A 23,676-nucleotide genomic window follows, 5' to 3' on the forward strand; every position below is an offset into this window, starting at 1 on the left:
TATGAATCGTTCAACCATTGCTGCTCAAATGTACACATTACGTGATTTTACTAAAACTGCGGAGGATTTAAGATCCACTTTTCAAAAGGTATCTGCTATGGGTTATGAAGCTATTCAGATTTCAGCCATCGGGCCGATCGATCCGAAACTCGTAAAAGAGTATGCGGATGAATCAGGTCTGGCAATATGTGCAACCCATGTGTCATGGGATCGCCTAACGAACGATTTGGATGCTTTAGCCGCTGAACATAAGCTGTGGAACTGCAAAAATATTGGACTAGGAAGTTTACCGGAAATATTCCGTACGGGACAAGAAGGTTACCGTGAATTCGCAAAGCTGATGTCGGACATTGCAGTTACTTTAAAAGATCAACATGATCTGCAATTTGTTTATCATAATCACGATTTTGAATTTGAACGCTTTGATGGAATGACTGGCATGGAAATTCTGCTCACCGAGTCTGATCCTGCCGTTGGTTTTGAGCTGGATTTATATTGGGTTCAAGCAGGCGGAGGGAGTCCGGCTGAATGGATACGCAAAGTTGCAGGCAGAATGCAGGTAGTGCATTTAAAAGATATGGCGATTGTTAATAGAAAACAGATCTTTGCTGAAATCGGTGAAGGGAATATGAACTATAAAGAAATTATCAATGTTTGTCGCGAAACGGGTGTTGATTGGTTCGTAGTGGAGCAGGATGTTTGCCGTCGTGATCCTTTTGAAAGCTTGGAGATCAGTCTGCGTTATCTTCTTAATACGTTATAGAATGGAGTAATACTGATTAGGAGGGGTTTTATGAATCGGAAAAATGGGATGACCTATGCACCAACATATGAATCCAAACCTGTAGTGAAGCCGGGTGAATTCATCATTGCCGCTATTGCCCTAGATCACGGTCATATTTACGGGATGTGTAACGGACTGGTTGAAGCAGGGGCAGAGCTGAAATGGGTATATGATCCGGATGAGGAAAAGGTCAGAAATTTTATTAGTAAATATCCCGGTGTCAAAGCTGCTGGATCTGTGGAAGAAGTTCTGGAAGATCCCGAAGTGCGATTAATAGCAGCGGCAGCAATTCCATCTGAACGCGGACCTTTAGGCAATCGGGTAATGGCTCACGGGAAGGACTATTTTACGGATAAAGCACCCTTTACAACCCTGGAACAGCTTGAATCCGCTAGAGCAGTGGCAGCAGCAACTAATAAGAAATATATGGTCTACTACAGTGAACGCCTTCACGTTGAAAGCGCTATCTATGCTGGGCGGCTGATTCAGAAAGGAGCTATCGGCCGTGTCCTGCAAGTCATTGGATTAGGGCCACATCGTCTAAATGCTCCTAACCGGCCGGAATGGTTTTTCCAAAGGGAGAAATATGGTGGGATTTTGTGTGACATAGGCAGTCATCAAATAGAACAATTTTTGTATTATGCAGATTGTCAGGATGCTTCGGTTATTCATAGTAAAGTGGCCAATTACAACCATCCGACTTATCCCGAATTAGAGGATTTTGGTGATGCTACTCTTGTAGGTGACAATGGGGCAACACAATATTTTCGCGTGGATTGGTTTACGCCTGATGGGCTGGGCACATGGGGAGACGGGCGCACGATGATTATGGGTACTGAAGGATATATTGAACTGCGTAAATATACTGATATGGGTCGTTCAAATACACCGGATCATGTGTACTGGGTCAATGGGGAAGGGGAACATTATGAGCATGTAGCTGGGAAGGTTGGTTTTCCTTTCTTTGGTGAGCTAATCCTTGACTGTCTGAATCGGACAGAGCTGGCGATGACACAGAGCCATGTGTTCAAAGCTGCCGAGCTATGTCTGAAGGCTCAAGAACAAGCGATCAATCTAACCCCGGCAATACTCAGATAACGATTGAATGATGAACGGGGGTAATATAGATGAAAGAACTTGGAGCAGCCATTATTGGATGCGGAGCCATTTTCCCTCTACATGCAAAAACATTAACAGGCATCGATGGTGTGAGCCTACTTGCAGTTGCAGATATTGATGCTGACAAAGCATTACATGCGGCTAAAGAATATGACTGCCAAGCTACTAATGATTATAGAGAAATTTTAAAGGATGACCGTATTCATGTTGTACATCTCTGTACGCCTCATTATTTACATGCAGAAATGGCTACGGAGTTGTTACAAGCAGGAAAACATGTCCTTACCGAAAAGCCTATGGCGGCAGATCTTCCTTCAGCCAGACGAATACTTGAAGCCGCACAGCAAAGCACAGGTCAGCTTGGTGTGGTGTTTCAGAACCGTTATAATGATGCCTCCATATATATTAAGCAGGTCATTGATTCAGGAATATATGGGAAGCTGCACTGCATGAAAGGAATCGTGACCTGGCACCGCAGCGAAAGTTATTATAGCGATAGTGACTGGAGAGGACGCTGGTCTACGGAAGGTGGAGGCCTGCTAATTAACCAAACTATCCATACACTAGATTTACTTCAGTGGTTTGGTGGAGAGGTGGCATCGGTGAAAGGCAGTATTACCACGGATGTGCTAAATGGGGTCATAGAGGTAGAAGATACCGCCCACGCCTGCATCGATTTCACTAATAATGTCAGAGGGCTCTTTTATGGTACAAATACCTATCTGGAGAATTCTCCAGTGGAGCTGGAGCTAGTCTTTGAAGAAGGGACTATCAACCTCCGCAGAGATCATTTATATCTTTGGAAGGATGGAAAGGAAACCTTGCTGTGTGAGCCTAGATTTAGTGCTACGGAAGGTAAATCCTATTGGGGTACCGGGCATAAGAGACTGATTGAGGACTTCTATGAGCATGTCGCCAGGGGTCAAAAGTTTTGGTTGGATGGTGCTGAAGGGATAAAAGCGCTGGAGTTGGTGGCGGGGATTTATAGTTCATCGCAAAAGGCTGAATAAATAATAAATAAGCTGTATCAAAAGTAGATTACTCTACGAATGATACAGCTTATTGTATTTTTAATGTGAATCACTTATTCTCAATCCTCATCAACGGAACTCTAAATAATCTATAACCTACCTTTTTAGCTTGTCCATGGGGGTGATTTATGTAATTATGTTCATGGGTAAGTAATTCGTAGATTTACAATAAATATAAAATGATGATTAACGGCAGGTAGGAGGGGTTAGGAATGAGTGTTACATGGAAAAGAAGGATTCTGATCAATGATCCTATTTCACTAGATCCAGTTCAGATTCAGCAAGACTTGTACAGCGGCAACCAAGTGATTGTTCAGTTCTCTGATCCATCGACCTATGGCTCGATTCTGGATGAGGTAAATGAGCTTTGCGCGCGTTTTGATGAAAATTTTGGAGTGCGTTTTTATGGCCATTATTCTGTATCCTTTGATTGTGAGACACTCCTGCAGATTCCAAATGTTAAAATGCTGCTGCTGAATTGTCTTCGCCAGGCACATAACACGAACGTATTGGCTAAGCTGAATAACCTGTATAGTCTGAGCGTGGGTATTTATGAGCTTGAGAATTCGGAGATTCTGAGTATAGATACGTTGCGGTCTTTAAGCATTTTAAATATTAGTTCGGAGAAAAAGACGCTTAATCTGGAATACCTAAAAGAATTCTCTCGTCTAGAACAGTTGCATGTAATAGGAAAGGTTAAAAACCTTGATGCTATTGGAGATCTGGAGGATCTTACCTATCTCGCGCTGCACTCCATCAGCAACAAACCCTTACATTTTATTAATCGGCTAAAGAAATTGAAAGAACTTCGCATTTTACTTGGAGGCAGAGAACATATTAAGGACATCGAAGAGAATGAGATCGAAAGCCTGGAAATTTGTAGAGTCCGTGGCTTTCATGATCTGAGTAATATTTCGGTTTTTCGTGCGTTAAAAAAGCTTGTGATTGAAGATCAAATCCAGCTACGTGAGATTAACTTTGATCAGCAGATGAAGGCATTGGAAGAGCTAACGATTATGAATTGTAAAACATTGGCTCATTTAACGGGAATGGAGCAATTACCTTTTCTGCACAAGCTTCGTATTTTCAAAACGGCGATCGATTTTGATTCATTCATAGAACAAGAGCTTCCAATTGGCTTAACTACATTAGAGTTTGCAACTTTTAAAAGAAAAGTAGATCAGGAAATTCAAAAAACAATAGTAGGGTTGGGATATCAAAACGGAATTGTCTACAATGAGAACAGGGGATGATACAGCTTTTTTTATTCCATAAATCTTGAGGACTTATTTCTATCTTTTTTACAAGCTTTTAAATATTTTATTTTTTTCATATAATAGTAGATATTAAATTTATAAATAATTGTAATACACCATGATAAGGTTATAATTGATACAGAAAAGGTGTGACGCCTAAGAAGGAGCGCCCACATCCTTTCTGCAAAATTCAGGGGATAAGGATGGTAATAATGGGCAAAAGTGCAACTGATACAGACGTCATTTTAATTGGTGCCGGAATCATGAGTGCGACTTTAGGAACACTTTTGAAGGAATTAGTACCGGAATGGAAAATTAAAGTATTTGAAAAGCTTGAAAAAGCAGGGGAAGAAAGCTCTAATGAATGGAATAATGCAGGAACCGGGCATGCGGCGCTCTGTGAGCTTAATTATACTGTTGAAAAGCCAGACGGATCTATAGATATTAGCAAAGCTATTCAGATTAATGAACAGTTTCAGCTTTCGATGCAGTTTTGGTCTTATCTTGTAAATCGTAAGCTGATACATAATCCCCAGGACTTTATTATGCCGTTACCTCATATGAGTTTGGTGCAAGGGGAGAAGGATATAGCTTTTTTAAAGAAAAGATTTGAAGCGCTCTCAAAAAATCCATTATTCCAAGGTATGGAATTTTCTGCTGACTTTAAAAAACTGATGGAATGGATTCCGCTTATTATACAAAATCGTCCAGCGAACGAATCCATTGCGGCTACAAAAATTGACTCTGGAACGGATGTTAACTTTGGTGCTTTAACGCGTATCTTATTTGAGCATTTAAAGAGTAAAAACGTCGATCTCCACTACAAGCATAGTGTCAATAGTATGAAGCGTAACAGTGCTGGCTCATGGGATCTAAAAATCAGAAATGCCAGCGGTAACATTGAACAACATACAGCGAAATTTGTATTTATTGGTGGCGGGGGAGGAAGCCTGCACTTACTGCAGAAATCCGGTATTCCTGAAGGAAAACATATTGGAGGATTCCCAGTAAGCGGTATTTTTATGGTGTGTAATAATCCGGAAGTTATTGCGCAGCATCATGCCAAAGTATACGGCAAAGCTAAAGTTGGAGCCCCTCCAATGTCCGTACCGCACTTAGACACAAGATTTATCGACAATAAAAAATCACTGTTATTTGGGCCATTTGCCGGCTTCTCACCTAAATTCTTAAAAACGGGCTCAATGTTTGATTTAATAACTTCTGTGAAACCGGATAACCTCATAACAATGCTGTCGGCAGGTGCTAAAAACATGTCATTAACAAAATACCTGATCGAACAAGTGCTGTTATCGAAAGAAAAACGTCTGGAAGAACTGAAAGAGTTTATCCCCAATGCCAAAATTGAAGATTGGGATCTTGTTGTAGCTGGTCAGCGTGTGCAAGTTATCAAAGATACAGAAGCTGGCAAAGGCACACTTCAATTTGGTACCGAGGTTATTAGTGCCGCTGATGGTTCGGTCGCAGCACTGTTAGGGGCTTCCCCTGGAGCTTCTACGGCTGTTCACGTGATGCTTGAAGTGCTTAACAAATGTTTCCCTCAATATATAAAAGAATGGGAACCCAAAATAAAAGAAATGATTCCTTCTTATGGCTTGTCACTAATGGATAATCCCGTGCTTCTGCAGAAAATTCACACTACAACAGCAGCTGCACTGGGTTTAGGTGGAAAAGAACATGTTTTTAATCAAAAGGTGTTTTAGTAATAAAAGGGCTGCCGAGAGGCAGCTTTTTTTTCTGCTCAAACCTGAACTATTGACACAAAAGTGTATTACACGTATAGTACATAAATAAGATGTATGAACCACTTAGTACACACACTTAGTATATGGAGTTGGTTGTATGACAGAAGAACAGAAATCAGGCGTCAGCTTTAATATTCGTGAGCCGGTATATATTCAAGTTGTGCGTCATTTCAAGGAACAGATCGCCACAGGGCAAATCGGAGCGGGAGACAAAATTCCTTCACGGCGTGAACTTGCATCAGTAATGAAGATTAATGCGAACACGGCGCAGAAGGCATATAAGGAAATGGAGGAACAGGGTTTGATCGTAACAGAAGGGAATTCCCCGAGCCGAATTACACAGGATCAGCAAATACTTAACTCGATTCGAGCTGAATTAATCGAAAGTGCAGTGGATATATTCATCAGCTCCATTCAGAATATTCAAATTCCAGTTGAAGAACTGGTAGATATCATAAAGACAAAATATACATCCGAGCGAAAGTTATCTCCAGAGGATGGTGACACAAGATGATCCAAGTGAATCAGATGGTGAAGAATTATGGATTCAAGAAGGTACTTAATGGCGTTAGCTTCACTGCTGCCAAAGGAGAGATTACCTGCCTGATCGGAATCAATGGTGCCGGGAAGTCAACGGTGCTGAAGTCCATCATGGGACTGACACCATACAAAGGTGAAGTCTTAATCGATAATGTATCACTAACACATGTGATGTATGAGAAAATCACTTTTATTCCAGATTCGTTAACGATGCCCTCCAATATGCGAATTGCTGATTGCTTGATCTTTATGGCTGACTTTTATCGGAATTGGAACGCTGAACGTGCAAAGGAATTGCTTAAGTTCTTCCAACTGAGCTCTTCGGATCGCGTATCCTCATTGTCGAAGGGGATGGCTGCGAAGGTAAATTTGTTGCTGGGACTAGCCTTGGATTGTGATTACATCCTAATGGACGAACCGTTCTCGGGGATTGATATGTTCAGCCGCGAGCAAATTACTGATGTGTTCACGAGTGAATTGATCGAGGACCGTGGTGTGATTATTACAACTCATGAAATTAACGATATTGAGCATTTAATTGATAAAGCGGTCTTGCTACAGCACGGGAAGGTAGAGCGTGAATTCTACTGTGAAGAAGTTCGCGAGCAGGAAGGTAAGTCCATTACGGACGTAATGAGAGAGGTGTACATGAAATGAGAGCTTTTGTGAAGCTATTGAATTTTGAAATGAACCGATTTGCCAAAATATATATTGGACTCATGGTGCTGACAGTTGCCTTGCAGCTTGCAGCAGTCACCATCGGTGCTAATCATTGGCTGGATTCTGCGAATGAGGCAATGAGAGTGAATCAATGGACGCTTGAGCAATATCACAATGTGACTGGATATATTCAGCTAAACAGTATGATGTATGCTCGCTATAATGGACTTCTATATTTCGGACCCATATTCTTGAGCATAACAGTGTTACTAATATATAGCTGCTTCATCTGGTACCGTGACTGGAGAGGTAAAAATACGATAGTATATCGCCTGCTCACCTTGCCATCCAATCGGGCGAATTTGTATTTTGCCAAGCTGGTTACGATCTTGCTATTCGCATTTGGACTTGTTGCCCTGCAAATTGTGCTTGTGCCACTGGAGCGTTTGATAGCACAGTCGATTCTTCCTGCTGAACTATATCGGAACATCTCGGTATTTGATTATTTGAAGTATCCTACTGTGCTTAGAGTACTGGTTCCGCCCTACTTTTCTGAGTTTGTTCTATATTATGGACTGGGCATTACGGGCTTGATCGTCTTGTTCACAGCGATTCTAATGGAGCGGAGCTACAGACTGAAAGGGATCGGCTTTATCGTATTATACTTAGCGGTTCTAGCTGGATTAGCCTCAATACCCTATCTTATGGGTTATAGCAGATACGATAGCTACTTCTATCCCGGAGAAATCTTAGGTGCTTGTCTCGGATTAATAGTGATTATTGCTGGAGGTTCGCTTTGGTACAGCTTGTATCTATTGCATAAGAAAATATCGGTATAATTGAAGGGGAATGGAGGTTAAGGAATGAGAAAATATATGGTTACCGCCGTTCTTGTAGTGTTCGCGGTTGTTACAATCGGGATGTATTATGTACAGGCTTCACAAGAGACACCACCTAATTATAAGCTGACGATGGTTCAAGGGGATGCTTCTCTCGTTGAAGATATAGCTTTATACGGAAATTATCTGACTAAGGATAGTGTTTTTGGCATCAAACGAGCTAATATCACTACAAATGGTACAGATTATCCAGATGAAAAGTTAACGATCAGCCAAAGCTTAAACCGAAGACCAGTGAACACACAATTGGATAAATGGAGGGATCAGCATCGTCAGTTCATGCGTGGAAAGAAGAACTTAGCTGGGTTTTATGAAAATCAGGATATGCTTGCTTACGTGAATTGGACCGTAGATAAGCAGCAATCCAATGATCCTTCAGCGAAGAAAAATGCTAAGCTCAGTATTTCTGTGCTTAACAAGCAGAAGAACAATACGCTGGAAATCACATCCGATATCAATGTAGATCATGATGTTTCAGATATGTATGTACAAAATGTACAGCTTGTTGATCAAGAGCTTGTTGCAATGGTGTTTTTGAATCACAGCGCCAAAGGTTATGTATCTGAACCGCAGATTATCCGTGTTAATCTAACAACAAAGGAGATTACAAATGAGCCGCTCGTGTTACCAGGAGCTAAATCTGAAGCAGCAAATGGGGATAATCAATTCGTTAGGTTAGCCAATCAAAATCTGGATCACACGGATCAATGGATTTTAACGGTTAGTAAAGATAATCATAAAAAGGCATATCAAGTAGATGTTGCAACAGGACAAATCTCGCCGCTCGCGTTCCAAGGGCATGAAATGTTATTGAATAATATTATGAATGCGTATGGACAGAAAATTTATTTCCTGCAAAAAGCTGTATCGGGTAAGGAGAATATAGGATTTACTGTTATTTCTTACGATCTCGTGAGTAAAGAATATGAGACTACTTTGAAGAATACAAATATAGATTTAAGTGAAAACATTACCTATGATTTTAAACAAAACTATCTCTATATTGTGGGTTATAAGAATTTCAAAGGTAATCGTCTATATGTATTCAATTTGACAAGCGGTAACCTTGAATACGAAGGAAAAGTAGTATCAACGGAGGCTGCAAATCAGGCTGAAGATGAAACTAACATGGATTTGAATTTTATCGATCTCGGTCAGTATTAGAATTATTTGTAGAATAGAAAAATAGAGATAAAGAGATATGAAAAGGTACCAAGGCCGAGCTAATGACTTCTAATAGTCAATTAGCTCGGCCTTTTAGTCGAAAATTATAAAACAGCCAATAATAACTGTATTTCGATTAAAATATATTGTAAAACGATAAATAATGTGATAAATTCAATTCACAATAAATCTGTGAGGTGTGTTTTTTATGGAAAGAGGATCAACACTTTTTTTAAGGGCAGCGGTTATTCTTATAGGTATCCCGGTGCTTGCTTTGTGCATATTTGTGGTGCCGGAGATAGCGAGTTTCGCAGCAGAACTGTATCCGGATTATAGTTTATTGAAATATCTCCTTGCCATTGATTTGTATGCCTCGGCGATACCTTTTTACTTTGCACTGTATCAAGCTTTTAAACTGTTAGGCTATATTGACAAGAACAATGCTTTCTCGGAAATGTCTGTACAGGTTTTAAAGAAAATAAAATATTGTGCAATCATCATCAGTTGCTTATATGTAGTTGGTATGCCACTCTTTTACCTCATGGCGGAGAAAGATGATGCCCCCGGGATTATAGTCATCGGTTTGATTATCATTTTTGCCTCCATGGTGATTGCCGTTTTTGCTGCAGTTCTACAAAAGCTTTTAAAAGAAGCTATTGATATAAAATCAGAAAATGACTTAACTGTCTGAGGTGAAAACAATGGCGATTATAATTAATATCGACGTGATGCTGGCTAAAAGAAAAATGAGTGTTACTGAGCTTTCGGAGAGAGTTGGAATAACAATGGCTAACCTTTCTATATTGAAAAATGGAAAAGCAAAAGCGGTGCGATTATCAACGTTAGAGGCAATTTGTAAGGCTTTGGAATGTCAGCCTGGAGATCTATTAGAATACAAAAATGATGAGGAAAGTTAAGAATGAAGTCAATAACACAATTGCTGCATTTTGGATATCATCAGGCGATGAGTTGCATATTTCCTATTGCGATTTTTGGGACTTTAGCTCTTTCTAACATAATAGAAATGCCTTTTCTTTACCGTTATGATGCCATTCTTCTAATACTGCTTACAGTGCAGTACCTCATGTACCGTACTGGATTAGAGACACTGGATGAAATAAAAGTAATCTGTGTGTTCCACGTTATTGGTTTATTGCTGGAAATCTATAAGGTAAAGATGGGTTCATGGGCATACCCTGAGCCAGGGTTTACGAAGGTGTTTGGTGTACCCCTCTATAGTGGATTTATGTATGCAAGTGTCGCAAGCTTTATGTGCCAGATATGGCGAAGATTGAAAATGGATATGACCGGTTGGCCGGGGCTTGCTTCAGCGGGATTGTTGGGAGGAGCCATCTATTTAAATTTTTTCACACATCATTTCATTCCTGATTTTCGTTGGTGGCTGACAGCGCTTGTGGTTGTTGTCTTCTGGAAAACATGGATCATTTATAGGGTACGGACGGTTACCTATCGAATGCCCTTGATACTGGCCTTTTTTATTGTGGGATTTTTTATCTGGTTAGCTGAAAATATCGCTACATTTTTTAATGCATGGAAATATCCTGATCAATATCAAACGTGGCAACTGGTTAGTTTCAGTAAGATCAGTTCGTGGTTCCTTCTAGTGATCATTAGCGTCATTATAGTTGCCCAGCTTAAACATGTTAAGGCTAGCCGTAATCAGATAAATTCATAATTGAGCTGAGTTCGGACAATAGGGTTGATTTGACGAACAAATCATCGTTTGTTACAATGACGGCATCAATTAGGAAAAGGATGAGGACGATGGTTCGTCGTTTGAAAAGGTTTAAGAATGTCGCTACTGCATCAAGCTTCTAAGTATAAATGAATTACATTACTTAGAAGCGAGGGAAAGAAAATGAAACAACATCAGTTCAGCCACTGGTCTGAAATTAAGTATTTAAAGGATATTGTCACCAACCCAATGATTGAGGTAGGAGAGTACTCTTACTACTCTGGTTATTACGATAATCTTGATTTTGAAGATGGGTGTGTTAGATACCTTTGGGGTGATGAACAATCAAGAAAGTTGTTTAATCCCAGTGAAGATTATGGTTGGCATTTAGATAAATTGATTATAGGAAATTATGTTTGTATTGCTAGTGGTGTAATTATTCTCATGGGTGGGAATCACAATCATCATCCTGAATGGATCACCGTGTATCCTTTTGTAGATCAGATTGCAAACTCTTACCAATCCAAAGGGGATACAATCATTGCAAGTGATGCCTGGATTGGGATGAATGCAATGATTATGCCCGGTGTGAAAATAGGCGAAGGTGCTATTGTTGCGGCAGGATCAGTTGTTGTAAAGGATGTCCCACCGTATACGATAGTGGGCGGCAATCCTGCTAAAGTGATCAAGCAACGGTTTACAGATCAAGAAATCGAAAAGTTAAAGGAAATGTGCTGGTTCGATTGGAAACGCGAGAAAATTGAACAAGCCACGTCTATCTTTTCAAGCTCATCTATTGATCAATTATATGACTTTTACCTTAAAGAAATAAAAAAATAACAAAATCAGAACAGGCTGCCGGTATATTCTGCAGCCTGTTCTTTTATCTGACAGGGTAGTTTAACAATAATCGTTTTTTACCAGATTAATCCTAATTAGTATGTTAATATAGGAATGGACTCATTTAATAAGTTAGGAGGAAATTATATTATGGCCTTACCTTTACAAATCCGTCGAATGACACAAAACGATATTGCTATTATACATACGGGGTTATCTGAGCATGACGTAAGCCAACCTCTTGATTATGTCCAGCGTTGTTGGCAAGAAAATCAAAATGAAAAGCGAGTTACAATTTTAGCTTTTTGTGAAAATGAGTTTGTTGGATGGGGACATGTGGTATACAGGTCGGAATATCCTTATTTTGCAGAGAATAATATACCTGAAATTCAAAACTTTGACGTCATCCCGCCATTTAGGAAACGTGGGGTAGGAAGTGTATTAATTGAAGCTCTTGAAAAAGATGCTTTTACTATATCTAATACTATTGGTATTGGATTTGGATTATACGCTGACTATGGAACCGCACAACGGATGTATATAAAGCGTGGTTTTATCCCTGATGGGCGGGGAATCATGTACGATAATAAGCCTGTTGAGCCTGGGGCACATGTTTGTGTGGACGATGATCTCTGCCTTTATCTAATAAAAACTATTGAGCAATAAAAGCAGCTCTTGTACGGGGGAGATAGATTCTGAAGTATATCGAATTTGGTCTTGGCAATACATGGCTTATTAGAACTGAAACGGAGTTAGAGGATGGAACGGAATATGAAGAAAAAGGCATAGTGAAACCGGTAAAGTTCCGCTCGTTATATTTTAGAGTTTGGATTGGCAAAACCGTAATCATTCTAGACTTAAGACAAGGCTTGAAAATAAGTAAGAAGAGTCGTAAAACGTTGAAGATTATTTTTGGTATAACAAGTCTTTAGGTTAAGTATGACAAGGTTGCCGTCTAAATGAACAAATGGAGGAGCAAGATGAACTCATTTTTAATACAAAAATATAGTCCGCAAAGAGATAAGGCGCAAATTGAACATATGTTACTTCACAATAAGGATTTATTAAAGAGTTTTTATCAAAATGAAGAAAGCAACAGAGAGAACATTGTGGTTGCCATTATGAATGATACATCCATAGGCTTTCTTTCATTTAACGGGTTTGGAAGAAAACCACAAGCAATCCTGTTTGTTAATAATGAGTATGACACAATGGAAGTCGGCTCCAAGCTTATAGAAGAATATGAAAACATGCTTATACATAATGAAACAGTAGAGCATACAGTATTCAATGTTCTTTCTAGCAATGCTCAATTAATCAGCGTTTTGGAAAAAAATAATTATCGCGTATACTTTGCCATCTATAATATGTAACGAACAGGCGCTCCCTTTCCTTCAGAGAATATCCTGGTTAGAAATTATGAGGAAAAGGATTACTTTGAATGGGACAGAGTTTGCGAATTAGCTTTTTATCATATGCGTCAACGTGTAGGTATGTATCCCTCATTTTTTTATAAACCTGTGGAATGGGAACGGGAACAGTATGCGGAGAATAAAGATAATATGTTTGTAATGATAGTTGATGAAACGATAGTAGCAGTAGGCAAGATAGCAGGAAATAAAATAAGTATGGTTGCTATTTCGATAGAACATCAATCACGAGGTTATGGAAGATCTTTTGTGAAATTTCTTATTAATGAAATCATTAGTAGAGGTGAAGATAAGGCCATACTTGAAGTAGTGAAGGGGAATTTTGCGAAAGCCTTATATGAGAGTCTTGGGTTTAAAGAAACGGAAATGTACCACAACTATATCAAGTATTTTAGACCTGACACGAGACTTAGCGCTCCACCTGAGAATTATTAAAAAACTCAAAAATATAACGACAAGCGAGGTTTAAATGGATAATCCAGAGAATTTGACCCAAGCGCTGTCTAAGTTTTATGAAGAACTTGAACGATCTGATTTACCGGTTAATACTTTTATGCTATTGCGTAAGGGAGAAGTTATTACCGAGTTTTATCGTCAACCGTACCGCAAAAACGTTCCCCAGGTTTTATTTTCTCTGAGTAAGAGCTTTACATCTATTGCAGCAGGCATAGCATGGGATAACGGTTATTTTGAATTAACGGATAAAGTGGTTTCTTTTTTCCCGGATCAGCTTCCTAGCTCAATTTCACCTAATTTAGATAAGATGACGATACATCATCTTCTTTCCATGAATACAGGACATAACAATAATATATATGGTGCGATAGCCAAGCAAAATGATTGGGTTCGTGCCTTTTTAGCTTTGGACGTAGAAGATGAACCGGGAAGTTATTACAATTACAATACACACGCCACTTATATGGTTTCGGCTATTATCGAAAAGACGACTGGAGAGAATCTTGTTGATTTTCTAATGCCAAGATTATTTGCCCCATTGGACATAGAAAGACCGGAATGGGAGACTTGCCCGTTAGGAATTGTTGCTGGTGGAATGGGACTAAGCATACCAACAGATGGAATTGCGAAATTTGGCCAGATGCTCCTCAATCAAGGAGTTTACAATAGCTGTAGAATTGTTTCTGAAGATTATTTAAAGCTGGCGCTAAATGAACAAAGCGATAATCGTTGGGGACAAAATAAGGCTGATTGGTCAAACGGATATGGTTATCAGTTCTTTATGTGCAGGAATGGATGTAAGATGGGGAATGGAGCTTTTGGTCAATTGTGTTTCATTGATCCGAGTCGAGAGATTGTGATTGCTGCAACTTCAAGTTTTACCGAGATGAAGAAGTTACAGGATTTTTTAGATATCATATATGCAAATTTACTGAACCATGATTGGTCAACGGATGTTTCTAACATTATTAAATCTCCTACATTTATCTCCTTAGTAGACAGGATAGTTAGAGTAGATTATAGATCGTACAGTGGAATTTATATCTTTGAAGATAATAAGCATAAAATTAAAGAATTAATACTGAAGTTTGAAGAAGATCACCTTAGTTTTTCTTTACTTTACGACGATCATTTAGATGAATTTAACTTCAATTTTTTAAAGCCTGCCAATGCAAAATGTTTATTTATTAAAGACTTATCCCTTAGTGAGCAGGAAGTTTGTACATCTGCAAGCTGGCAATATGCTGATTCTAAATTAATCCTCACGGTATATTACATTGAAACCCCTTACGTAGTTGATTACACCTTGAGTTTTAGCGGTAAAAAAATTGAATTGCATATGCATAGGAATCTTTCCTTGGAGGATAGAGAAGACATAACTGTTATTGGTTGGGAGGGATGAAATGATCAAGGGTAAAGGATGGATGGCTGTTTTATTTTTGCTGTTTTCTTTAGTTTTTGTGGGAATCACACATCAGGGGACTATGTTTGGGGATTACCTCTTCAGAACCATTGGAATTCCGCCTTGGAGCGAGCCTGCGACAAACCATGGTTTACATTACTCAGCGATATTCGGGATCATTATGTTAATCGTCAGTGGGAGTTTAACTATAAAGCACTTTAGACAGCGTTATAAAAAATATGTAGGTAGAACCGTTTTGCTTGCTATCATCATTTTCATTACGTTATATCCATTTCTAACAGAACGATTGTATTATCTTGTGAATATGAACAATGAAGGAATTGAAGTTGTGGATTTTCTGGAAAAAGATTCGCACTGTATGTACGGTACTCAAGAGGATATAGTGAAGGTTCAATGTACAATCAGGCTAATCAACTATGGCGGGCAAAATGAAACCGTTATGATTCGTCCAATCTTTCGAGAGTATGGTAATTCTCAAGGGATTTGGTCATTCGCAGAGGTTCAGCCGCAAGAGATTACATTGTTACCAAGATCTAATATTAAACATAACATTCACTTTGAGAGTAAGCCTGATGCTCGGATCGCTGAATTCGGGGCGAACGGTAATACCGATTATTTTGGTGTGGAATTCGTCAAGGATGGACAGAAAAAGGTAGTCTTTAGGGACTGAATTGATAAAAAAATTTATGTCAGTTTTAGCTTTGGTATTATTACAGCTGAGCAGTAACGGAGGGGAAGGTTTCCAGTGACTCAACGACTGATAACAAAAGTGAACCAGCGCCTCGATAGTGTGCGTGTGCTGGTTCAAGAAATGATCATGTCTTTAGGTAGCGAACAACGGAAACAGGAAGCGTGTGTTCACCTGTACGGAGTGTCTAGCTTCGCTTCATTGCTTGCCATGAAAAGAGAACAAAATCAGGAATTGGCAGCCATTATAGGACTGCTTCATAATTATTATTTCTTCAAAACCGGAGTCAAGGATTTTCCAGGTCCCAACAGTGCAGATACCGTAAGGCCTTTATTAAGAGACTTGAATATGTTCACCAATGAAGAGCTGACTCAAATTCTAAAGGCGATCTTCCATCAAGGGGATAGGAATAAAGTTAAGGGTCCCTATGAAGAGATTCTAAAGGATGCTCAAGTTCTACAATTACATTTGCAGAATAGGGACTGTAATGTAACACAACAGGACACGAATAGGCTTCGGAATGTACTTCGTGAAATGACGATTCCAGAGGATTTTTTGGAAGAGATAGATTACAGTAGCGGGGCTGAAGTTCACCAGCCTACGGATAAACGAGGCAAGTTGGCTAATATTGCTGAAGCATTTGGAAAAGAAAACATTGTTGGAATACCAGGAAACGAACGATATCGAGAAATCTGTAAATATTGGCCTGACCAAGGGATTTATAAAGTATTACAAAACAATTGGTGCGCAGCATTTGTATATTACTGCTGTATGCAAGCTGGCTTTCTGCTGCCGATTCGATATCCGAATGCTGATTTTCGATTAGCTGGCGTAGGGGCATGGTTAGAGTGGGCGCAACTACCTGAGACCGCATTTTTTTATTTTGACGGGCAAGAGGGGTTTACTCCTCAACGTGGTGATATTGTGATTTATGAAAAATTGCTAACTAATGACCCTCACGATCATACAGGTATTGTTTTAGCATGCGATGACAAAGAGATCTTAGTTGCTGAAGGAAATAGGGATAATCAGAATTATTCCAGTGTTTTCTACAGAGATCGCTGGGATTGCGTATATGGCTATATCCGTATCGCTAATGACTATGAATTTGAGTTTAATGGAGAGTATACTCCAATTAGTTGAGGATGAAGAAGATTGCTTAATGGGCGAGTGTAGGAATTATATACTTGCCTTTTAAAAATGTTAGAGTTATCATAGATTTCTAAAGTCGTTAATGGAGGTGCTGAATGAAATATTCCCAAGCGACAGATTATGCACTTCATGCAATGCTCTATATGGTGACGGTGGCGTCTGATAAGCCGGTGGGTGTTCAATTGCTTGCTGAGAAGCTGGGTGTTTCCCAAACCTATCTGTCCAAAATGATGACTAAGCTAGTGAAGGCTGGATTAATTCAATCTGCACCTGGCGCTAATGGTGGTTATCGTCTCAGACGCAAGTCGGAAGAAATCTCTTTTTTGGATATTATCCATGCAATCGAAGGAACGGCTTCCTTTTTTGAATGCAGTCTAGATCACGGAAGTGAATGTCTGATTCAACAGGTTGTGATTGACGCTGAGCGACAGATGGAGCAGTACTTAGAGAACACGAAAATTGCAGATTTGGCAAAAACGATGAAGACGGAGTAAAGATCCGTTCTTTTTTCGGGCTTATTAGAGATAATATAAATCCGTAATAACTTTAATGTGGGTTTTGATACTAAAATGTGAAGTTTAAAACAATGGAGGATGATTACAATGACTGATGAGCAAAAATTAAATGCCAAGAGGGCGACCTATGAAAAAACAACTCGTATTTCGATTCCCTCTTATGATTCATTATTTTCGATGATCCAATCTTATTTTCGCTTCGAATTAGGTGACATCCCTGTATCTTTGCTCGTGGTCGGTGCGGGGGGAGGAAATGAATTTTCGGCATGGGGTCCATCTAACCCAAACTGGACATTTACTGGAGTGGATCCTTCGGAAGATATGCTTAAGATCGCGAAGTTAAAGATAGATGAACTGGGCTTAGAGAGCCGTGTCAGTCTGATTCCTGGGACAATCGATGATCTTCCTCAGCAGGACTCAAAGTTCGATGTGGCAAGTTGTATTTTGGTCCTTCACTTCATTCATGATGTTCAAGAAAAATTGAAATTGCTTCGCTCCATAAAGGATAATCTGAAACCGGGTGCTCCATTTGTTCTCGTAAGTGCATATGGAGATTTGGATGATCCTGAACTCCACGACAGAATAAATGTATGGAAAAGCTTTTGGGTTGCAGGGTATGAATCTCCCGAAGCGTTTGATAATGTAAGTAGCAATATTACGAAAATTTCTTTTCTTCCTGAAAAACAAATTGAAGAGTTATTGAAAGAATCAGGCTTCACGAGAATCACTCGATTTTATTCTACTGGAATTATGGCAGGCTGGATGTGTCACGCGGGGTGACTTGAATACTTTCGGACTCAGATGACGTTATTTGCATATATTTAGCCTTTGGAGCATGATTTCGGACTCCAGTGCTGCTATTCCTTAAATAGAGGATGATATATGGTGATTATCAAGCTCATAGCGGCTATGGAGTCCGCGAGCACCCTTAATATAGTAAAAAGTAGCGCATAAGGTCAACTGTGTCCTATAGCGGCTTCGTTCGTGTGAATAATATCTAATCAAACCAAGTTTAAGGATTAGATCAGCGATCAGTTAGATTCAAAAAGTAAGGGTGCCCAACAGCCATTGTATGGCTATGGACACCCCATTGTTTTTAACGAAAGTGACTAATCTATACATGAAGCTTGTAACGATTTGCTTTGCTCATCTGCTGAATGTCTGCAAGTTCCTCCGAAGTGAGTGGAGCTACATCAGCAGCCATTACATTGCTTTTTAATTGCTCCAGACTGCTTGCCCCAGGAATAATAACGGCTACAGATGGATTAGCTAGTGGATAATGCAGCGCTGTTTGTGCAAGATTGCGAGAGTCACTAGTTTCCTGTGAAAGCCGATCATGCAAATTCAGAAGTTCCTCACTACTGTAATCTAAGTAATTCTTTTCCGCCTTGCTGCGGCCACGCTCTGATAGAATGCCCCCTGCTAAAGGTCCGCGTGCGATCATGCTAATTCCATGCTTAGCTAGCAGAGGAAGGATTTCTTCCTCAGGACGTCGATCTAAAATGCTATATTGGCTCATAACACTTACAATATTTGATTTTTTCACATATTCTCTAATTACATTAGGACGAATAGAAGAGATCCCATAATAGCGGATAAGACCCTCTTGCTTAAGTTCTTCAAAAGCTTCAATCGTTTCGTCAATTGGATCTTCAATAGTGCCGCCATGCAGCTGGTATAGATCGATGTAATCCGTTTGCAGCCGTTTAAGACTATCTTTGACTGCATTTTTAATATAGGCTTTTGAAGGGTCCCAGCTCCAGCCTTCTTGACCGGGAATTCTGCGGTTGCCAACTTTTGTGGTCAGGATTACATCCTGTCGACGTTGACGAATGGCTTTGCCAATAATCTCTTCATTACGGCCCTCATCATAAAGATCTGCTGTATCAACAAAATTGATTCCTTGATCGAGTGCTTCATGAACAATGGAAATGGCTTTCGCCTCATCCGTACCCAAAGACATACAGCCAAGTCCTATTTCACTTACATGCAAATCGGATTGTCCTAAACGATTTTTTCTCATAGCGCATTCCTTTCTACTTCTGTTGTTGTTATATTATAACGTTTTGGAGATTTGAATTCTAATGGTGCTGCTGACTTCCATTGACTTTATGATCTTTTGGCTTTATCGTCATAGCATATATTATTTATTAGATGAAGATAGATAGGGAGAGATTTGATCATATGGAACAAGCGATGTTTGCAGGCGGATGTTTTTGGTGCATGGTGACACCGTTTGAGGAATTACCAGGCATTCATGGAATTGTATCGGGATATGCGGGAGGGTTAACTGAGAATCCAACCTACGAAGAAGTCAAAACCGGAACAACGGGGCATTACGAGGTTGTGCAGATTACGTTTGATCCAGCGCTTTTTTCATACGAGAAGCTGCTTGAATTATATTGGCCTCAGATTGACCCTACCGATGATGGTGGACAATTCCAGGATCGAGGGACTCAGTACCGGACAGCTATCTTCTATTATAATGAAGAACAGCGGTTAGCGGCTCTTGCCTCGAAAGAACAGGTTGCGGGCAGCGGCAGATTCTCCGGTCCAGTCGTTACGGAAATTCTTCCGGCGCCAACTTTTTATCGTGCAGAAGAGTATCATCAGGATTATCATCATAAGAATCCTAAGCACTACAAAGAAGATCGGGAGCAATCCGGTCGGGATACTTTTATCGCAAAACACTGGTAAGCATTGAAAAATCTAGACCAAGAGCATCCTGAGTCATACATGGCTTACGGGATGCTCTTTTTGCATTATATACAAATTTTATTTATTTTAAATTCTACATACTTTCCACACATTTGTAGACTAAACTACTCTAAATCAAGCGAGAACATCACACAGGAGGGTTTAGGATGAAAAAAATCATACCATTTGTTGCCGTTAGTTTGCTTTTGAGTACAGTGATAACAAGCTGCCAATCAGGCAATAATGTTCCATCTAAGGTTAATTCGCATGCTAGTTCTGCAACGGTGGAGCCACCTTGGATAGCTACGAAGAATACTACTCGCATTAACACTTCAGATCCGATTCAAGCCGCAGTGTTAGTTTCTCAGACTTTATGGACTGCGCAAACAAAGAATAATAGACCCTCAAGTGTAGTTTTGACGGATGTGAGTAATTGGCAGATTGCCGCAGTTAGTGCAGATTTGATTCATCATCCCAGTAACGGCCCCGTCCTGTATACCACAAAAGATGGGGTTCCTGAGGTTACCCTCGCAGAACTTAAGCGACTGAATCCAATAGGTGCTGATGGCAATAATGGGGTTCAGGTAGTGCTTGTTGGGCCTATGGCATCTAATGTAGAACAACAATTAAAGGCCATTGATTTAAAAGTAGACCGGATAGAAGGGGATGAGCCAGCGGCTGTAGCTCAGGCTATAGATACTTATTACGCTAAAGCAGCCGGCGAACTTCCAAAGTCGGTCATAATTGGTTCTATGGATAGCCCTGAGTACACGCTGCCAGCAGTGAATTGGATCGCACATATGCCGGAACCTCTACTCTATGTAACCAAAGACGAAATTCCTAACTCAACGGTCGAGGCTTTAAAAGAACGTGGAGGTAGTGCAACTATTTATATCCTAGGACCAGAAGACATTGTCTCAGCAGATGTAGAAAAGCAATTAAAAGAATACGGAACAGTTACCCGTATAGCTGGACAAGATGTTTTTAAGAACGCTATAGCTTTTGCAAGTTTTAAGGATGCCAATAACGGATTCGGCTGGGGAATCACTACACCCGGTCATAACCTGTCTTTGTTAACCACGGATTCAACGATGCTCGCTATCGCCGCTGCGCCGTTTTCCCATTTGGGGAAACATGCGCCGCTTATTTTTACAGAAAAAGACGGGCTGCCAGATTCAGTAATGGAGTATATGATGGAGCTTCAACCTAAATTTCAAGATTCACCAGCGGAAGGTCCTTACAATCATGCTTGGATAACTGGAGATAACCTTGCAATAAATGAGCGAGCACAAAGTGAAATTGATGATATGCTAGAAATCTCACCTGCTGCAGGAGGCAATCCGCATTCCGGCCACTAACCATAATCACAGGCTGGCATCATTTAGGGATGATGTCGGCTTGTTCTGTATTTTTTTGTATAATGAGAAGAACTAGGTCATAAAGAGGGTGAACGGCTTGAATAAGCTACAGATACTGATCGTAGATGATGAATGGAACATGCGGAATTTATTGCGGATTTATTTAAGTAAAGAAGGGATGTCTACAAAAGAGGCGTCAACGGGTCATGAGGCACTCCAACTGTTGAAACAACACAGCTTTGACCTAATCTTGCTGGATGTGATGATGCCGGATATGGATGGCTGGCAGGTCTGCAAGCTGGTGAGGGAGACAAGCTCTATCCCAATTCTAATGCTAACCGCACGTTCTGAAACCAAGGATAAGGTACGTGGTCTCGGTATAGGAGCAGATGATTATCTTACTAAACCGTTTGAGCCGGAAGAATTAGTGGCTAGGATTTATTCTCTGCTGCGGCGTTCAACACTTACATTTGCCCACCAACCTCAGGATAAGGTGCTCACATACCCTGATTTTAAAATATACCCAGAAGCTAGGGAGGTACATATTCAGGATACATCCATTGAATTCACTCTCAAGGAGTTTGATTTACTGGCTACTTTGGCGCAAAACACTACCCGGGTTTTTACGAGAGAAGAACTGGTGGAACGATTATGGGGGAATAATTATGAGGGGGAGAATCGTGTTATCGACACCCATATTAAGAATATCCGTGAGAAATTGCATAAGGCAGGCCTCTCCTATAATCCGGTTCAAACAGTGTGGGGGTTAGGTTATAAATTTCACGCTCCAGGTAATCTGGTATGAAAAATAACATCATCGGACTTAAGCTTGGTTATATTATAATGTCTGTTTTTTTAGTAGTTTTGCTTGTTCTTGGAATTACTATAGACCGGATGTTTACAAGCTTCTATTACAACGAGATGCAAAAAGAGACGGAGGAACTCACCTCACATTTTATCGGAATGGCGGAATCGCAGGATAGTTCAAATGAGCAGATGATGAGTACCTTTGCAGAATTTTCGGATGTCAGTATCTTTAATATCTCGAAGGATGGCAATGTGATACTCCACTCGGGTGTACATGATCGTTCGGATCGTTCATTCATCCAAGCTTCGGATGTTAGCCGGATTTTCGCTGGGAAAAGTGTTGATTTTGAGTATAAAGATCCTGCTGGACATTCTTATTTTATCATTGGAAAACCAATAATGGAGGGGGATACAACTCAGTCTGTACTTTATGTAATGTCCTCTACAGAGAGTATGAAGCAATCTTTGGCTTCCATCCGGAATCTGCTGCTGATTGCAGGAATAGGGGCTTTTATATTGGCTATAGGGATCACTGGTGTGATCGCCATGATTTTGTCCAGACCTCTGATCAAGATGCAAAAGGCAACCCGGAAAATCGCGGCTGGCGAGCTGGAAACGAGACTTTCTATACGTAGCAACGATGAGATTGGTTTTTTGGCAGAGGCTATAAATGATCTGGCTGTCGATCTGCAACGATACAGGGATACACGTCAGGAATTTCTGGCAAATATCTCACATGAGCTGAGAACGCCCATTACATATTTGGAGGGGTATACCAAGGTAATAAAAGATGGACTTTACGAGACCGAAGGGGAAAGAGATCTATACTTGGATATCATTCATCAGGAAGCACATCGGCTCCAGCATCTTGTGGATGATTTATTTGAACTGGCAAAGATGGAGGAAGGAAAGGTTACTCTTACCCAAGAGTGGATCGATCTCAGTCAGCTAGCGGAACAAGCCGTGCGCAGAGTTGAACTGAAAGCAAAGGAGAAGGGGTTACTGCTGAAGCTTCAGCTTAGCGGAGATGCGTATATGATCCGTGGAGATCAAAAACGTATGGAACAGATTATTATGAACCTTCTGGAAAATGCAATTCGTTATACGGATGAAGGCGAGATTATTGTTCATATGGAATTTGCAGCGGATGCTGCAACTCTAATAGTTGAAGATACAGGAATAGGTATTCCTGAGGAAGAGCTTCCCTATATCTTCGAGCGTTTCTACCGGGTAGAGAAATCACGTTCAAGACAATACGGCGGTTCAGGTCTGGGACTTTCCATTGTTAAAAAGCTGGTGGAATTGCATGGAGGCAAGATTCGAATGATAAGTCAGCCTGGAGCGGGTACTCGTTGCGAGGTGCAACTATTGAATCTATCTAAATCCGAATAAATGTAA

The 23,676-nt window shown here is 40.2% G+C and carries 27 protein-coding genes; 26 read left to right on the forward strand and 1 reads right to left on the reverse strand.

What is annotated here, in order from left to right; genetic code table 11:
• Window position 1: 1 nt before the first annotated feature.
• The 22 genes from NSQ50_RS14105 (at window position 2) to NSQ50_RS14210 (ending at window position 18,196) form a co-directional block, all read left to right on the forward strand.
• The gene (locus NSQ50_RS14105; protein ID WP_076222618.1) at window positions 2-763 is read left to right on the forward strand and encodes a sugar phosphate isomerase/epimerase family protein; all 762 of its coding nucleotides are present in this window, start codon (window positions 2-4) and stop codon (window positions 761-763) included.
• Window positions 764-793: 30 nt separating this feature from the next.
• Window positions 794-1,882: a Gfo/Idh/MocA family protein gene (locus NSQ50_RS14110; RefSeq protein ID WP_076222616.1), complete on the forward strand. Its 1,089-nt coding sequence runs from the start codon at window positions 794-796 to the stop codon at window positions 1,880-1,882.
• Between the two features lie 29 nt (window positions 1,883-1,911).
• Complete coding sequence (locus NSQ50_RS14115; RefSeq protein ID WP_036678178.1) at window positions 1,912-2,913, forward strand: Gfo/Idh/MocA family protein; 1,002 nt, start codon at window positions 1,912-1,914, stop codon at window positions 2,911-2,913.
• Window positions 2,914-3,146: 233 nt separating this feature from the next.
• Window positions 3,147-4,187, forward strand: coding sequence for a hypothetical protein (locus NSQ50_RS14120; protein WP_036678175.1), 1,041 nt, complete (start codon window positions 3,147-3,149; stop codon window positions 4,185-4,187).
• A 215-nt stretch (window positions 4,188-4,402) separates the two neighbouring features.
• A complete protein-coding gene (locus NSQ50_RS14125; protein WP_036678172.1) occupies window positions 4,403-5,911 on the forward strand; it encodes a malate:quinone oxidoreductase in 1,509 nt (502 codons plus the stop codon).
• Window positions 5,912-6,050: 139 nt separating this feature from the next.
• Entirely contained in the window at window positions 6,051-6,467 is a 417-nt protein-coding gene (locus NSQ50_RS14130) for a GntR family transcriptional regulator (RefSeq protein WP_036678170.1), read from the forward strand.
• On the forward strand, window positions 6,464-7,150 hold the full coding sequence (locus NSQ50_RS14135; protein ID WP_076222613.1) for an ATP-binding cassette domain-containing protein: 687 nt from the start codon (window positions 6,464-6,466) through the stop codon (window positions 7,148-7,150). Before NSQ50_RS14130 ends, NSQ50_RS14135 begins: the two co-directional genes overlap by 4 nt.
• Window positions 7,147-7,992, forward strand: coding sequence for a hypothetical protein (locus tag NSQ50_RS14140; protein WP_076222611.1), 846 nt, complete (start codon window positions 7,147-7,149; stop codon window positions 7,990-7,992). The genes NSQ50_RS14135 and NSQ50_RS14140 overlap by 4 nt, the downstream gene beginning before the upstream one ends.
• Window positions 7,993-8,016: 24 nt before the next feature.
• Window positions 8,017-9,216 (forward strand): hypothetical protein, encoded by a 1,200-nt coding sequence (locus NSQ50_RS14145; protein ID WP_076222608.1) that lies wholly within the window; start codon window positions 8,017-8,019, stop codon window positions 9,214-9,216.
• A 208-nt stretch (window positions 9,217-9,424) separates the two neighbouring features.
• Complete coding sequence (locus tag NSQ50_RS14150) at window positions 9,425-9,907, forward strand: DUF2975 domain-containing protein (protein ID WP_036678158.1); 483 nt, start codon at window positions 9,425-9,427, stop codon at window positions 9,905-9,907.
• A gap of 10 nt (window positions 9,908-9,917) precedes the next feature.
• On the forward strand, window positions 9,918-10,133 hold the full coding sequence (locus tag NSQ50_RS14155; RefSeq protein WP_036678155.1) for a helix-turn-helix domain-containing protein: 216 nt from the start codon (window positions 9,918-9,920) through the stop codon (window positions 10,131-10,133).
• 2 nt (window positions 10,134-10,135) lie between these two features.
• On the forward strand, window positions 10,136-10,912 hold the full coding sequence (locus NSQ50_RS14160) for a DUF817 domain-containing protein (RefSeq protein ID WP_036678152.1): 777 nt from the start codon (window positions 10,136-10,138) through the stop codon (window positions 10,910-10,912).
• Between the two features lie 183 nt (window positions 10,913-11,095).
• Window positions 11,096-11,752: a CatB-related O-acetyltransferase gene (locus NSQ50_RS14165; RefSeq protein ID WP_036678149.1), complete on the forward strand. Its 657-nt coding sequence runs from the start codon at window positions 11,096-11,098 to the stop codon at window positions 11,750-11,752.
• Window positions 11,753-11,902: 150 nt separating this feature from the next.
• On the forward strand, window positions 11,903-12,418 hold the full coding sequence (locus NSQ50_RS14170; RefSeq protein WP_036678147.1) for a GNAT family N-acetyltransferase: 516 nt from the start codon (window positions 11,903-11,905) through the stop codon (window positions 12,416-12,418).
• 29 nt (window positions 12,419-12,447) lie between these two features.
• Window positions 12,448-12,684: a DUF3977 family protein gene (locus tag NSQ50_RS14175; RefSeq protein WP_076141673.1), complete on the forward strand. Its 237-nt coding sequence runs from the start codon at window positions 12,448-12,450 to the stop codon at window positions 12,682-12,684.
• 48 nt (window positions 12,685-12,732) lie between these two features.
• Window positions 12,733-13,125, forward strand: a complete 393-nt coding sequence (locus NSQ50_RS14180; protein WP_076222606.1) for a hypothetical protein — start codon at window positions 12,733-12,735, stop codon at window positions 13,123-13,125.
• Window positions 13,126-13,227: 102 nt separating this feature from the next.
• The gene (locus tag NSQ50_RS14185) at window positions 13,228-13,617 is read left to right on the forward strand and encodes a GNAT family N-acetyltransferase (protein ID WP_076222604.1); all 390 of its coding nucleotides are present in this window, start codon (window positions 13,228-13,230) and stop codon (window positions 13,615-13,617) included.
• A gap of 34 nt (window positions 13,618-13,651) precedes the next feature.
• A complete protein-coding gene (locus tag NSQ50_RS14190; protein ID WP_051491007.1) occupies window positions 13,652-15,040 on the forward strand; it encodes a serine hydrolase domain-containing protein in 1,389 nt (462 codons plus the stop codon).
• A 1-nt stretch (window position 15,041) separates the two neighbouring features.
• Window positions 15,042-15,731, forward strand: coding sequence for a hypothetical protein (locus NSQ50_RS14195; RefSeq protein WP_036678141.1), 690 nt, complete (start codon window positions 15,042-15,044; stop codon window positions 15,729-15,731).
• Between the two features lie 75 nt (window positions 15,732-15,806).
• Entirely contained in the window at window positions 15,807-16,892 is a 1,086-nt protein-coding gene (locus tag NSQ50_RS14200; protein ID WP_256716980.1) for a CHAP domain-containing protein, read from the forward strand.
• 104 nt (window positions 16,893-16,996) lie between these two features.
• Entirely contained in the window at window positions 16,997-17,395 is a 399-nt protein-coding gene (locus tag NSQ50_RS14205) for an RrF2 family transcriptional regulator (protein ID WP_036678138.1), read from the forward strand.
• 108 nt (window positions 17,396-17,503) lie between these two features.
• Window positions 17,504-18,196 carry a class I SAM-dependent methyltransferase gene (locus NSQ50_RS14210; RefSeq protein WP_036678136.1) on the forward strand — a complete coding sequence of 231 codons (693 nt, stop codon included), beginning with the start codon at window positions 17,504-17,506 and terminating at the stop codon, window positions 18,194-18,196.
• A 334-nt stretch (window positions 18,197-18,530) separates the two neighbouring features.
• Here NSQ50_RS14210 and NSQ50_RS14215 read toward each other — a convergent pair whose 3' ends face one another.
• Window positions 18,531-19,439 (reverse strand): aldo/keto reductase, encoded by a 909-nt coding sequence (locus NSQ50_RS14215; protein ID WP_076213268.1) that lies wholly within the window; start codon window positions 19,437-19,439, stop codon window positions 18,531-18,533.
• Between the two features lie 161 nt (window positions 19,440-19,600).
• Here NSQ50_RS14215 and msrA point away from each other — a divergent pair, with 161 nt between their 5' ends.
• The 4 genes from msrA to NSQ50_RS14235 all read left to right on the forward strand — a co-directional run bounded on the left by msrA (window position 19,601) and on the right by NSQ50_RS14235 (window position 23,670).
• A complete protein-coding gene (gene msrA / locus NSQ50_RS14220) occupies window positions 19,601-20,113 on the forward strand; it encodes a peptide-methionine (S)-S-oxide reductase MsrA (protein ID WP_036678131.1) in 513 nt (170 codons plus the stop codon).
• Window positions 20,114-20,280: 167 nt separating this feature from the next.
• Entirely contained in the window at window positions 20,281-21,471 is a 1,191-nt protein-coding gene (locus NSQ50_RS14225; RefSeq protein ID WP_076222602.1) for an ArsR family transcriptional regulator, read from the forward strand.
• A gap of 97 nt (window positions 21,472-21,568) precedes the next feature.
• Window positions 21,569-22,276, forward strand: coding sequence for a response regulator transcription factor (locus NSQ50_RS14230; RefSeq protein WP_176462543.1), 708 nt, complete (start codon window positions 21,569-21,571; stop codon window positions 22,274-22,276).
• Complete coding sequence (locus NSQ50_RS14235) at window positions 22,273-23,670, forward strand: sensor histidine kinase (RefSeq protein WP_038570796.1); 1,398 nt, start codon at window positions 22,273-22,275, stop codon at window positions 23,668-23,670. The genes NSQ50_RS14230 and NSQ50_RS14235 overlap by 4 nt, the downstream gene beginning before the upstream one ends.
• The last annotated feature ends 6 nt before the right edge of the window (window positions 23,671-23,676 follow it).

It is taken from the genome of Paenibacillus sp. FSL R10-2788 (assembly GCF_038003885.1).
Classification (GTDB): domain Bacteria; phylum Bacillota; class Bacilli; order Paenibacillales; family Paenibacillaceae; genus Paenibacillus_AQ; species Paenibacillus_AQ odorifer.

Excerpts from the sequence above, each read along its gene's own strand:
- NSQ50_RS14180 (WP_076222606.1), top strand. The coding sequence starts at position 12,733 with ATGAACTCATTTTTAATACAAAAATATAGTCCGCAAAGAGATAAGGCG.
- NSQ50_RS14170 (WP_036678147.1), top strand. The coding sequence starts at position 11,903 with ATGGCCTTACCTTTACAAATCCGTCGAATGACACAAAACGATATTGCT.
- NSQ50_RS14150 (WP_036678158.1), top strand. The coding sequence starts at position 9,425 with ATGGAAAGAGGATCAACACTTTTTTTAAGGGCAGCGGTTATTCTTATA.
- NSQ50_RS14165 (WP_036678149.1), top strand. The coding sequence starts at position 11,096 with ATGAAACAACATCAGTTCAGCCACTGGTCTGAAATTAAGTATTTAAAG.
- NSQ50_RS14225 (WP_076222602.1), top strand. The coding sequence starts at position 20,281 with ATGAAAAAAATCATACCATTTGTTGCCGTTAGTTTGCTTTTGAGTACA.
- NSQ50_RS14160 (WP_036678152.1), top strand. The coding sequence starts at position 10,136 with ATGAAGTCAATAACACAATTGCTGCATTTTGGATATCATCAGGCGATG.
- NSQ50_RS14125 (WP_036678172.1), top strand. The coding sequence starts at position 4,403 with ATGGGCAAAAGTGCAACTGATACAGACGTCATTTTAATTGGTGCCGGA.
- NSQ50_RS14135 (WP_076222613.1), top strand. The coding sequence starts at position 6,464 with ATGATCCAAGTGAATCAGATGGTGAAGAATTATGGATTCAAGAAGGTA.
- NSQ50_RS14155 (WP_036678155.1), top strand. The coding sequence starts at position 9,918 with ATGGCGATTATAATTAATATCGACGTGATGCTGGCTAAAAGAAAAATG.
- NSQ50_RS14195 (WP_036678141.1), top strand. The coding sequence starts at position 15,042 with ATGATCAAGGGTAAAGGATGGATGGCTGTTTTATTTTTGCTGTTTTCT.
- NSQ50_RS14190 (WP_051491007.1), top strand. The coding sequence starts at position 13,652 with ATGGATAATCCAGAGAATTTGACCCAAGCGCTGTCTAAGTTTTATGAA.
- NSQ50_RS14210 (WP_036678136.1), top strand. The coding sequence starts at position 17,504 with ATGACTGATGAGCAAAAATTAAATGCCAAGAGGGCGACCTATGAAAAA.
- NSQ50_RS14105 (WP_076222618.1), top strand. The coding sequence starts at position 2 with ATGAATCGTTCAACCATTGCTGCTCAAATGTACACATTACGTGATTTT.
- NSQ50_RS14110 (WP_076222616.1), top strand. The coding sequence starts at position 794 with ATGAATCGGAAAAATGGGATGACCTATGCACCAACATATGAATCCAAA.
- NSQ50_RS14205 (WP_036678138.1), top strand. The coding sequence starts at position 16,997 with ATGAAATATTCCCAAGCGACAGATTATGCACTTCATGCAATGCTCTAT.
- msrA (WP_036678131.1), top strand. The coding sequence starts at position 19,601 with ATGGAACAAGCGATGTTTGCAGGCGGATGTTTTTGGTGCATGGTGACA.
- NSQ50_RS14215 (WP_076213268.1), bottom strand. The coding sequence starts at position 19,439 with ATGAGAAAAAATCGTTTAGGACAATCCGATTTGCATGTAAGTGAAATA.
- NSQ50_RS14130 (WP_036678170.1), top strand. The coding sequence starts at position 6,051 with ATGACAGAAGAACAGAAATCAGGCGTCAGCTTTAATATTCGTGAGCCG.
- NSQ50_RS14145 (WP_076222608.1), top strand. The coding sequence starts at position 8,017 with ATGAGAAAATATATGGTTACCGCCGTTCTTGTAGTGTTCGCGGTTGTT.
- NSQ50_RS14185 (WP_076222604.1), top strand. The coding sequence starts at position 13,228 with ATGCGTCAACGTGTAGGTATGTATCCCTCATTTTTTTATAAACCTGTG.
- NSQ50_RS14235 (WP_038570796.1), top strand. The coding sequence starts at position 22,273 with ATGAAAAATAACATCATCGGACTTAAGCTTGGTTATATTATAATGTCT.
- NSQ50_RS14115 (WP_036678178.1), top strand. The coding sequence starts at position 1,912 with ATGAAAGAACTTGGAGCAGCCATTATTGGATGCGGAGCCATTTTCCCT.
- NSQ50_RS14120 (WP_036678175.1), top strand. The coding sequence starts at position 3,147 with ATGAGTGTTACATGGAAAAGAAGGATTCTGATCAATGATCCTATTTCA.
- NSQ50_RS14140 (WP_076222611.1), top strand. The coding sequence starts at position 7,147 with ATGAGAGCTTTTGTGAAGCTATTGAATTTTGAAATGAACCGATTTGCC.